We start from the raw sequence: 12,048 nt of genomic DNA, 5'->3' as shown, positions 1-12,048 counted from the left end.
AAGCCATATTTTAGCTGCATTAAGATCACGTGCTGAGCAAAGCTTTGGTAATCAAGAAATTTTAGGGGCTGTAATTACAGTGCCTGCGTACTTTGATGACGCGCAGCGCCAAAGTACTAAAGATGCCGCAGAACTTGCTGGTATTAACGTACTACGTTTATTAAATGAACCAACAGCCGTTGCTTATGGTTTAGATTCTGGCCAAGAAGGTATTATTGCTGTTTACGATTTAGGCGGTGGTACATTTGATATATCAGTACTTAGATTACACCAAGGTGTGTTTGAAGTAATGGCCACTGGCGGCGACTCAAGCCTCGGTGGCGATGACTTTGATTCGCTCCTTGTTGATTACTTTAAGCAGCAAACTGGAGTGTCAGCATTATCACCTTCAGTTTTACGTTTATTCATCAATAAAGCAAAAGCCTGTAAAGAAGCATTAAGCCAATACGCTAAAGTAAACGTGGGTCTTGAGTTTGACGATCAAAAATACACTGTTGAAGTAACGCGCGAAACGTTTGATGAAATGGCTATGCCACTAATTAAAAAAACGCTGCGCTCGTGTCGTCGTGCTGTAAAAGATGCTGGTATTGAAAACGAAGAAGTACTGCAAGTTATTATGGTAGGTGGTTCAACCCGTATGCCACTGGTACGTAGCCAAGTACAAAGCTTTTTTGATAAAGAGCCGCTAACTTCAATCGACCCCGATCGTGTTGTTGCTTTAGGTGCCGCGCTTCAAGCCGACGTGTTAATTGGTAATAAGCCCGATTCTGACATGTTGTTACTTGATGTATTGCCGTTGTCGCTAGGCCTTGAAACTATGGGCGGTTTGGTTGAAAAAATCATTCCGCGCAATACAACGATTCCGGTAGCACGCGCGCAAGAATTTACAACGTTCAAAGACGGCCAAACAGCCATGTCATTACATGTGCTGCAAGGTGAGCGTGAGCTTGTTGATGATTGTCGATCGCTTGCTAAGTTTAGCTTAAAAGGTATTCCACCAATGGCGGCAGGCGCTGCGCATATTCGTGTGACCTTTAAGGTAGATGCAGATGGTTTATTAAGTGTATCTGCAATGGAAAAATCAACAGGCGTACAAGCTGAAATTCAAGTTAAGCCTTCGTTTGGTTTATCTGACGACCAAGTAGCTAACATGCTAAAAGAGTCAATGAGTAACGCGAAAGGTGATATGCAAGCGCGTATGCTCAAAGAGCAACAAGTAGAAGCACTGCGTGTAATAGAAGCGCTTAATGCATCACTTGCAGCTGATGGTGCATTGCTTGATGATATGCAACTAGCTAACTTACGCACTGAAATTGCAGAACTGGTAAAAGTGCGCGAAAATGCACAAGAGCCTGGCGAAATTAAAGCAGCTATCGAAAAAGTCGATAATGCGAGTAGCGACTTTGCATCGCGCAGAATGGATGCATCAATTAAAAAGGCCCTTACAGGGCAGTCAGTAGACAACATTTAAGAGAGATTAGAATGCCACAAATTGTTTTTCTTCCACATCCTGAATTATGTCCTGACGGCGCTGCAATCGAAGCACCTACAGGCCAAACAGTACTCGACGCTGCGCTTAAAAATGGTATTAGCATTGCGCATGCTTGTGAAAAGTCGTGTGCATGTACTACGTGTCATTTAGTGATTCGTGAAGGATTTGATTCACTTGAAGAAAGTGATGAGCTAGAAGATGACATGCTAGATAAAGCATGGGGCCTGGAGCCAGAGTCACGTCTTGGTTGCCAAGCAATTATAAGAGATGAGGACTTGGTGGTTGAAATACCTAAGTACAATCTCAATATCGTTAATGAAGAGCACTAGTTTTTAACGATGTATATATTAAAAGCCGCTGTTTGATACAGCGGCTTTTTTGTTTGTATGCGTTCATTTTTGTAAGTGAGGTTTTACACCTCGCTTGTTACTAAATTAACACGTACCTGTAATTTTTATACGTAGCCTTTAGGAGATCTATTTTGAATAATTTAACTTTCTCAGACTCATTTATTAACGGCGAGTTTTATAAAACAGACACGCACTTTAGCGTTAACGATCCCGCGACCGAAAAAAGTATTGTTGATGTAAGCGATATTGACGAGCAGGGTGTAAATAGCGCAATAACTGCAGCTCAAGGGGCTTTTGTTAAGTTAAAAACTACGAATGCGACCGAGCGAAGCGAAACGTTAATGCGCTGGTATGAGCTAGTTATAAAGCACAAACAAACACTTGCAGAGCTAATGACCAAAGAGCAAGGCAAGCCGCTCAAAGAATCCCTTGGCGAAATTGATTACGGTGCTGGTTTTATCAAATGGTTTGCAGAAGAAGCCAAGCGCAGTTACGGTGATGTAATTCCGCCAACAGATAACTCGCATCGTTTAACTAGTTTTAAGCAGCCTGTAGGTGTTGTAGCGGGTATAACGCCGTGGAACTTCCCTGTTGCTATGGTTACTCGTAAAGTAGCTCCAGCTTACGCTGCGGGCTGTAGTTTTATACTTAAACCTTCTGAACACACGCCACTATGTGCTATTGCACTTGCTTATCTGGCCGATCAAGCTGGTTTTGTTAAAGGTGCATTTAACGTACTCGTATCACAAGATGCTAAAACAGTCGGTAAAATGCTGACTGATTCAGAAGTCGTGCGTAAGTTTACATTTACTGGATCTACCGGTGTAGGTAAGCAGTTACTATCGCAATGCGCCGATACAATTAAACGTACATCAATGGAGCTCGGTGGTAATGCTCCTTTTATTATTTTTGATAATGCAGATTTAGATGAAGCAGTCGAAGGATTAATGGCGGCTAAATTTAGAAATAGTGGGCAGGCATGTGTTGCAGCAAACCGTATTTTTATACAGCGTAATATTCTTGATAAAGTACTTTCAAAAATCACCCCTAAGGTTGCAGCGTTAAAAGTGGCAAATGGTTTTGAAGACGATGTCGATATTGGTCCACTCATTTATCCTAAAGCCAAAGAGAAAGTACAACAGTTAGTACAAGACGCACTCGATAAAGGCGCTACGTTGATTGGCGATAATAGTGACTTAGGTGGCAGCTTTCAAAACCCATTAATAGTAAATAACGTAACTACCGAGATGGATATTTACCACGAAGAAGTATTTGGTCCAGTATTAACGGTTATTCCTTTTGATGAAGAAAGCGAAGTGCTTGCCTTGGCTAACGATGTACCATTTGGTCTAGCTGCTTATTTTTACAGCCAAAACATTAAGCAAGTCTACCGAGTTAGTGAAGGGCTTGAATTTGGTATGGTCGGCGTAAATGAAGGTGTTATATCCAACCCAGTTGCACCATTTGGTGGCGTTAAGCAATCAGGTTTAGGCCGCGAAGGCGGGCATCAAGGGCTTGATGAATACCTAGAAGAAAAATACGTGTGTATAAAGATATAGCTGTTTTTTAGAAGCGAATTTAATTGCGTTTTGGTTTATTTCAGAAATATGGCAGAAAGATGAACTTTTTCTTTTACGGTTGCTACATAAAGCGCTTAATGCTACCTTTATGACCATATTTTTTGTTAATAAAACAACACTAAAAAACAAATAAAAAGTAAAAGGATTTCTATAAGTAGAAATAACCCCGTGTGTAAATGCCACCGTAAGGTGGCATTTTTTTGTTTGAATAGTTTTGTTTGCAATAAAGCTTTTTAGATGGAAATGCGCTTTTATAGCTATTAACTTATAGGTGTGTAGCCTGGTAAGTTATCAAAATCTATCTCATCTAACTGCTCAGGATTTGCATACTCATTGATATAATTTTTATAAACTTGTGACTCAATAAAAATAGCAAAAATGTCAGCATCAAGATGGTTTTTAGCAACCATTGACCCCAAAATAAATAAACATTCACTGACCGGTTTTGCTTTTTTGTAAGGCCTGTCTACCGCAGACAGAGCTTCAAAAATATCCGTAATAGCCATTAACCTTGCAGGCACCGACATTTGCTCTTTGGTTAAACCTCTAGGGTAACCAGTACCGTCAAGTTTTTCATGATGACCTAAAGCATATTCAGTAACATTGCTTAAGTGTTTAGGGAACGGTAGGGCATCTAAAATATTTTTAGTTACATCCATATGACGCTTCATTACTTCACGTTCGGCTTCGGTTAACGTGCCTCTTCGTATTGTTAAGTTTTCAACTTCATCAGCTGAGAGCAATGGTGTATTAATATCATTTATAACGAGTTGGTATTTGTTTGCAATGCGTTCAATGTGCTCAAGTTCTGCATCACCTAAAAACTCGCCTCCTACATTCACACGCTGTAATAATGCACGGTCTAATGCCAACTGTTTAAGTTCGGTATCAAGTAGTCGTTCAAATTGTTGAACTTCGATAGGTTTTTGCAGCTTCATCGCACAGATGATTTTTTGCTGATACGCTATTTTTAAATCTCGGCTAATTATTTCAAATTTAGCATCTACATATTTTATTCGATCAAAAATAGTTTCTAGTTTTGTCGACTTTTCCATAATGTGATCGGGAGTCGCGATTTTCCCACAGTCATGTAACCAGCCTGCTATATCAAGTTCATGGCGGTCAGCTTCACTCATCGAAAATGAAGCCAATGGGCCTTTATCTATATCATGGACTGCATCAGCTAACATTAATGTGAGCGCTGGTACTCTTTTACAATGGCCGCCGGTATGAGGTGATTTTTCATCTATTGCCATTGCAATTGTTTCAGCAAAGGTAGAAAAAAGATCTTCCATTCCCTTAATCAGTGTTGAGTTAGTTAATGAAATAGCGCCTAGAGAGGCAAAAGATCGAATTAAAGTGGCGAGTTCTTCACTAAAAGGAATATTTTTATTTTGCTCGTCTTTAACATTTATAAGCTGAATGACACCAATAATATCATCTTCATGATCTTTCAAGGGAATTGTTAGCATGGACTCAGAGCGATAACCCGTGCGTGCATCCATTTTGCGAGCTGCGCTCATATCAAAGGGCAGGGCATCATACACGTCAGGAATATTAATCACTTCGCCAGAGTTCGCGGAGTGAGCAACAATAGCTGTTTCATTTGGTTTGCCATCAATAAAAAGATCTATATTAGGAAAATCAACAGGGCTCCCTAAAGTGCCACCTAAATAGAGATTCAATGATTTATTTATTACCGTTTCAAACTTGAGTTGTTTGTTTGGGGTAATAGAGTAAATGCTGCCAGCATCAGAATTTGCTATCGACATCACAACTTGCAGTATTTCATCAAGTAACTTAGACGAATTTTTTTCTGTTGTTAGCCTAATGCTAATATCGATAAAATGCTGAAGATTTGTTTTATCTATAATGTGCTGTCGCATATGTTTACTACTTTTTAGTATGTTTGAAGGCACCATTCCAATCCTTAGCGAGTGTTTGCAAATCAGTGCCCTTAATACGTTCGATAAAAATACTATAAACGTCAGAGCTAAATACGGTCGTGCTTTGTAGTTCTTTAAATAAGCTAAGTGCTTGTGGCCATTTTTTATTATAAAAAAGAGTTATAGCTTGCTGTGATTTTTCAACTTCATTTAACTGCTCTTCATCGAGCTTATCTATAAAGTTTATAGGCTCAAACAACTGTACCGCCGTTGTTTTTCCGACAACTTGCACTTTATCTATTAAACGAAATGAAATATGAGGGCATTCCTTCATAGTCTCTTCTGTAACAAGAATAGCTACGCCGTAAAATTTGGTCAAGCTTTCTACTCTAGCACCTAAATTAACAGTATCACCAAGAACTGTATAGGCTTTACGGTAAACCGATCCCATATCACCTACATTCATGTCGCCAGTACTTAAGCCTATACCAATTTTTATTGCAGGCTGGCTGCTTTCTGCAAATAACTGATTTATTTGCGTTAACCCGTTTATCATGGCCATTGCGGCTTCAACAGCATGGCGAGCGTGGTTTTCATCTTTTAGTGGGGCGTTCCAAAATGCCATCACCATATCGCCTACGTACTTATCAATAGTTCCGTTATGATCAAATATGATTTTGGTAATAGCTGTAAGATATTCGTTTAAGTAGTCGCTTAATTGATGAGGTGACATACTTTCGGATAAAGAAGTGAAGCTACGGATGTCGGCAAATAGCACCGTCATATTTTTTCGCTCACTTTTTTGAGATAAACTTTTACCTTGTAATATCATTTGGTCTATACGCTCAGGAGGTACATATTGGTCAAACATCGATTTTATTTTTCGGCTGTGCTTCATCTCAGCGATAGATCCAACAATGATGTAGTAACCTGCTAATATAATGATAAGTAAAAGAGGCATTAATAAAGGTAAACTAATTTTTTGTACTGACCATAAATAAACGTTTGAAAATATAACGAAACTTGTGACTATAAGAGACAAAATAATAATAAAACGTGCGCTCTTACCGTGGCTAAAAAACGACAATACGCCACCAGTTAATGCAATGATGAGTAAGCTTGCCCCCAGTGACCAATTAGGTTTAGATGGAAGTAGTTCTGGGTGCATTAATCCTTCAAATATGTTGGCATGTACCTCAACACCAGGGTACTGCAAACCAACCGGTGTTGATCTTAAATCAGCGAGCCCAATTGCCGAGGTGCCAATAAACGCTACAGTGCCTTCTAATTCCTCTGAGCCAATTCGCTGGGTCAAAATATCGGTAGCCGAATAATAAGGAAAGCTATGCGCACGGCCTTTGTAAGGGATTAATACTTGCCCATACTCATCAGTTTGAATCCACTTATCTTGAAACTTTATACCTTCGAATAAGGTTATATCATTTAATATATTGGAACGGGTTTCTATGTTTTCAGCAAGGGTATACAGCCGAGCAACTTCAAGTGCTAAAGAAGGGTAGAGTGTATCGCCAACTCGATTTACAAGAGCTGCTTTACGTATAAAACCATCTTCATCGCTATGTGCATTAATAAAACCGGTACCCGTTGTCGCATTTTGAAGCTTAGGAATATTTACAATAGCACCAGGGAAGTGGTTTATTTGTGAATTAGTATGATCCGCATTTGCCCATACAACACTGCTTTTAGCTGGCAAGTTTTGATTTGTGAGTTGTTCATCAATTAATAAAAAACCAAGAACAGTATCATTTTTAGATAGTGCGCTTGCTAGTTTTGAGTCTGCATCTACCTGTTTAGTAATTTCAGCAAAGGGAATAGTGTACTTTTTTGATAAATCGGGTATTTCGGACATGATTTTTGTAACAGGATTTTCTTCCGGCTCAGAAAAAAATATATCGAATGCAATAACAATAACACCTGCATCAGTAAGCTTTGTAACAAGGTCAGCTACTTTTGAGCGACTCCAAGGAAAGCGTCCTTGTTCTTGCATACTCTTTTCGTCGATATCAATTATTACAACGGTTTCATCAATACGCCTAGGCGTCTCTGAAAGCGTTAGTAATAAACGAGAGTCGTATATTATACCTTCTACGCGGTTCACTAACTTTGCAAGCGACCCAGTTGAAAATAGCTCTATTGATGCAATTAATAATGTAATAACAGCGCCAATGAAAAAGTGCTTTGAAGTAATTGGTTTTAAGGAGCTAATGAGTAACGCTCCTTGATAGACTAAAAATCAAAAACTCGTCCTTCTCGGCCGCATTCTATTTTTACCTGTTGAGCGTACTGCGTGTGTAAATATTTTTCTATAGCTAATAACTGTTCATCGGTTCTTGATGGATCGTGGCTAATAATAACCACATTTTTAATACTCGCTTTTATAGCAAGCTCAGCCACCTGATCTATGGTGCTATGCCCCCAACCATGTTTAAGAGGCAAGTCTGCATCTATAAATTGAGCATCATGAATTAGTAAATCAGCGCCTTCAATAAAGTTGACCCATTCGCTAATACTTGTGTTTGCTTTTTCTGGCGGATTTAGCTCATTGTCGGTAACGTAAGCCACCTTTTTTTCATCTGCTTTAATACAATAAGCAGTACCACCACCAGGGTGATTTAGTGGAGCAGTCGAAACCAAAAAACCATTAAGTGTAAATTGCTTTTGAGACGATAAATCAGTATTAAGCGTAATGCTGGCAGGTAAATCTTGATAACACACCGGAAAGTACGAACCACTCATTTGCTTTAATATGGCATCTTGGCTTTTTTTATCATCAACGTTACCCACAGTAATAGTTATATCGCGGTTGGGTTGGTAAATAGGTTTAAAAAAAGGAAACCCTTGAATATGGTCCCAATGGTTATGCGTTAGCAAAATATTGATAGGACTTTGTGTTTCTAGTAAACGAGTACCGAGTTCTACAATACCGGTACCAGAGTCTAAAATGAGATCTTTGCCATTATTTTGTTCGATGTACACACATGAGGTATTTCCTCCAAAAATGTGCGTATTACTTCCTGTTGAAGCCATTGAGCCTCTAACACCAAAAAATTCAACTTTCATAATTTAAGGCTAAGCTCCATCTTCTACAAAATTGAATTTAGAAATACTAACATTGTTAGAGTTAGTGTCATTACAGGTGCTGCTTACAACAACTTGGGTATCATTTTGCAGGATGATTGAAGTAAATACATGTGTACTGGCACATTGGCTTGCTTCATAAAACCCACTGCTATTCGGCCCAAACGTATCGTCAATTGTGCCATCAGCTAAAATACGTGCCAACATACCTTTATTATTGCCCATACCAACTAAAACAATATTGTTGTTGCTATCAAAAACGGCACTTTTTACTTCGGTATCTCCCGTTGAAGCTAACGCGTATTGGCCTAACGGATAGCTGTCATCAATTACTCCGGATGCAAGTAATCGCGTAATACTGGCTTTATTAGGTGTATCTACAACGTTTGCAATTAAATATAATTTATTTGATTCGTCGACTAAAACTTTTACCATTTTATTCTCGGTATCAGTGGTTGTTTCACCTGTGTATTTGTAGGTTTGCTCGCCGTCGGAGTCGAGCTTTAATGCTACTAATTCTGAACTGGCACCTGATACAGATTTACCACCAATAAAAATATTATCATCATTAATAAAAACACTTTCATAATATTCAAAAGGTATTCCTATAATTGTTCCATTACTACCAAAGTTATCGTCAAGTGTACCGTCAGAATCTAGCATCATGATAAACGAGCTAGGGGTATCAGCTATAACTACAGAGCCAACTGCAACAATGTCGCCATCATGAAGTGCTAAATCAGTTAAGTTAAGCTTTTCAGCACCTGAAATAGTAGTATAGTAAATACCATCACTGGCGAATGAGGTATCTAAATCACCATTTTGATCAACTTTAGCTATAAAGCCCTCTTCACCGTCAGTTTTGCTTTTAGATCCCGCAATAAATAAGCTTCCGCTATTGTGTTCAACCAACGCTATATTAGATGCGCTTAAATCTATGGCAATTTCTTTATGGCCACTTTCGCTAAAGCTAGTATCGATAGCACCCGCACTCGTAAAGCGTGTTAATACTAACTTAGTAATTGAGTCCGATTTAGCCGTTGATGCAAGAATATACTTACCGGCATGAGGGTCACTGCTAAGTTGTAAAACGTGCATTGATTGATCGTCAGATTCTGCGCTTATAGTATCAAAAGCAAGATAACCAACGTCTGCAAAGTTGGTAAATAATGTGGCTTGCTCGTCAACTGCAGCAACAAATGGTTTGGTGGTTGAGTCGTCAACAACACCCGATATCCATACAGTATCATTAGCATCTATAGTTGCTGATTTGGCAAATTGTTTTCCATTGATATCTGAAATGATATTAATACCTGATGCACCATAAGTACTATCAAGTGAGCCGTCTGAAGTTAAAATACGGGCAGAAAATAACTTTTCGTTAGCTGAAACACCGGTAGTGCCAGATAAAGTAATTCCATTTTTAATTGGCTCGTATTTTACGCCTGTTACGTTCGCGCCACCATTACCTGCACCACCGTTACCATCAATATCGTAAATAGCAGTACCTGCATCACCAAAACTCGTTATAAGAGTACCCGTTTTATCAATAGCCAAAACCACGGCTTCTTTTTCACCACTGTTACGAGTTATGTAACCACCTGCAAAAGCTGTAAATTCGGTGTTTTTAGCGCCGCCAATTGCAAATAATTCGTCATCTTTATTATTCTCAGACAAGTCGAACGATAATGCTGCGCTACCATTAAAACTTCCGTTGTTTTCACCATCAGAAATTAAATAACGAATAAGTACGTCTTTATCGCCAGTTGCACTTGTTACACTGCCGGCAACCATAAGATCAGAGCTATTAAAGTTTTTAATAGCAAACGCTTCGTCATCTCTATTAGCACCGCTCACATCGACTATTTTAGGGCTTCCGGCTTCATAAGCGAGTGTAGATATATCGTATTTTATCCATAAGCTATCGTTGTCGTTACCATTAAATGACTTACCAACAGCTTGAATTTTATTGTCGCTAAACTCAAGGTCATTAATAACGAGAGTGCTTGCTAATGCGGTACAGTGAATACCTGAATTATTACCTCCAGAGTTATTACTTAATACGCCAGCGGTATTCATTTTCAACAAACATGCTTCGGTATTTGTGCCATCAAAACTAGTGTAAGCAACAAAGAGGCTTGTACCATCAGAGATAATAGCAGTTGCTTCTTCATCATTTTCTAAATCTAATACCTTAACGCCATCACTGTTAAATGCTGTATTTATTACACCACTCGTTGTATAGGATGCAATAACAATATCTTTGTCGCTGTTATTACTAAAACCTACAAAGTAAAGGTTATTATTTAGCTCAATACTGTCATTAAATTCACCACTTGAAAAAACACCCGAAAGCTCAAGTTCACCTGTTATAGGGCGACCAAATGTTTCATCTTCAACAGGAACTAGAGGCTCCGCATCATCAGTGACATCAATTATTATATCAATAGTAGTTGTTTCGTTAGGCGTACCATCGTCAGTAATAGCTAGGCTCAATATGTACTGAGGAGTTGTTTCAAAATCAAACGGGCTTTCACCTTTTACAGTTAATAAGCCAGAATCATTATTTATTTCGAATATGGGGGCACCACTGAGCAGGGTGTAACTTAAATTTTGGTTCTCAATGTCTGAGGCACTAACAGTCCCAATAGTGTCACCATCGGTTGCGTTTTCGCTAATATTAAAACCTTGGGTTGTCGCAACTGGAGCATCGTTAATAGGAGTAATCGTAATTGATAAACTACCAGTATCTGTAGCGTTATTCCCATCATTTACAGTATAACTGACAACAACAATACCGTTGGTATTTGCAGCCGGTGTGTACTGTAGTTTGTTATCGACAACGGATACTGAACCGCTATCGACTGACGCTGCTGTTATGCTTAGGCTATCACTATCCGCGTCTGTATCATTAATCAGCACATCAATGAGTAGCGGCGCAGCATCTTCATCCATAGTCGCCGTGTCGGCATTTGCAATGGGTTCATCGTTTACGGGAGTAATAGTAATAGATAGTGTTGCTGTACTGGCACCACCGTTGCTATCAATTGCCGTATAAACAACAGTTGCGAGTCCATTTACATTGGGTGCAGGGGTGTATTGAATTTGATTGCCAACTACTGAGACCGAACCAGTATCTGCTGATGCGGCACTGATCGTCAGGCTGTCGCCATCCACGTCTGAGTCGTTTGCCAATACGTTTATTAATATTGGCGCTGCATCTTCAGCCATGGTCGCGGTATCATTATTAGCAACAGGTGCATCGTTCACTGCCGTTATCGTAATAGCGACCGTAGCGGTATTCGTTCCACCATTATTATCACTAACAGTATAAGTTATTGTGGCGAGTCCATTGGCGTTGGCAGCTGGGGTGTATTGAATTTGATTGCCAACTACTGAAACCGTACCAATGTCAGCTGAGGCTGCACTTATTGTTAGGCTGTCGCCGTCTTCATCTGAGTCATTTGCTAATACGTTTATTAATATTGGCGCTGCATCTTCAGCCATGGTCGCGGTATCACTATTAGCAACAGGTGCGTCGTTCACTGCAGTTATCGTAATAGTAACCGTAGCGGTATTCGTTCCACCATTATTATCACTAACAGTATAAGTAACTGTTGCTAAGCCGTTGCTATCGGCTG

The 12,048-nt window shown here is 39.4% G+C and carries 7 protein-coding genes; 3 read left to right on the top strand and 4 right to left on the bottom strand.

Annotated elements, in window-relative coordinates:
* The 3 genes from hscA to L654_RS0121750 all read left to right on the top strand — a co-directional run.
* Nucleotides 1-1,471 (top strand): Fe-S protein assembly chaperone HscA (hscA, locus tag L654_RS0121760; RefSeq protein WP_024609039.1); only part of this gene is annotated, 1,471 nt, incomplete at its 5' end.
* An 11-nt stretch (nucleotides 1,472-1,482) separates the two neighbouring features.
* Entirely contained in the window at nucleotides 1,483-1,821 is a 339-nt protein-coding gene (gene fdx, locus L654_RS0121755) for an ISC system 2Fe-2S type ferredoxin (RefSeq protein WP_002958430.1), read from the top strand.
* Between the two features lie 152 nt (nucleotides 1,822-1,973).
* A complete protein-coding gene (locus tag L654_RS0121750) occupies nucleotides 1,974-3,401 on the top strand; it encodes an NAD-dependent succinate-semialdehyde dehydrogenase (protein ID WP_024609038.1) in 1,428 nt (475 codons plus the stop codon).
* Between the two features lie 281 nt (nucleotides 3,402-3,682).
* Here the strand turns inward: L654_RS0121750 and L654_RS0121745 are convergent, their stop codons facing one another.
* The 4 genes from L654_RS0121745 to L654_RS0121730 form a co-directional block, all read right to left on the bottom strand.
* Complete coding sequence (locus L654_RS0121745; protein ID WP_024598030.1) at nucleotides 3,683-5,344, bottom strand: HD domain-containing phosphohydrolase; 1,662 nt, start codon at nucleotides 5,342-5,344, stop codon at nucleotides 3,683-3,685.
* Nucleotides 5,316-7,427, bottom strand: coding sequence for an adenylate/guanylate cyclase domain-containing protein (locus L654_RS0121740; RefSeq protein WP_263640639.1), 2,112 nt, complete (start codon nucleotides 7,425-7,427; stop codon nucleotides 5,316-5,318). Before L654_RS0121740 ends, L654_RS0121745 begins: the two co-directional genes overlap by 29 nt.
* A 128-nt stretch (nucleotides 7,428-7,555) precedes the next feature.
* Complete coding sequence (locus tag L654_RS0121735; protein ID WP_024609036.1) at nucleotides 7,556-8,389, bottom strand: MBL fold metallo-hydrolase; 834 nt, start codon at nucleotides 8,387-8,389, stop codon at nucleotides 7,556-7,558.
* A 9-nt stretch (nucleotides 8,390-8,398) separates the two neighbouring features.
* A partial coding sequence (locus L654_RS0121730) for a cadherin repeat domain-containing protein (protein ID WP_024609035.1) occupies nucleotides 8,399-12,048 on the bottom strand: 3,650 nt, incomplete at its 5' end.

The organism is Pseudoalteromonas sp. TAB23 (genome assembly GCF_000498075.1).
GTDB lineage: Bacteria > Pseudomonadota > Gammaproteobacteria > Enterobacterales > Alteromonadaceae > Pseudoalteromonas > Pseudoalteromonas arctica.
This window is presented reverse-complemented; position numbering and strand designations above follow the sequence as displayed.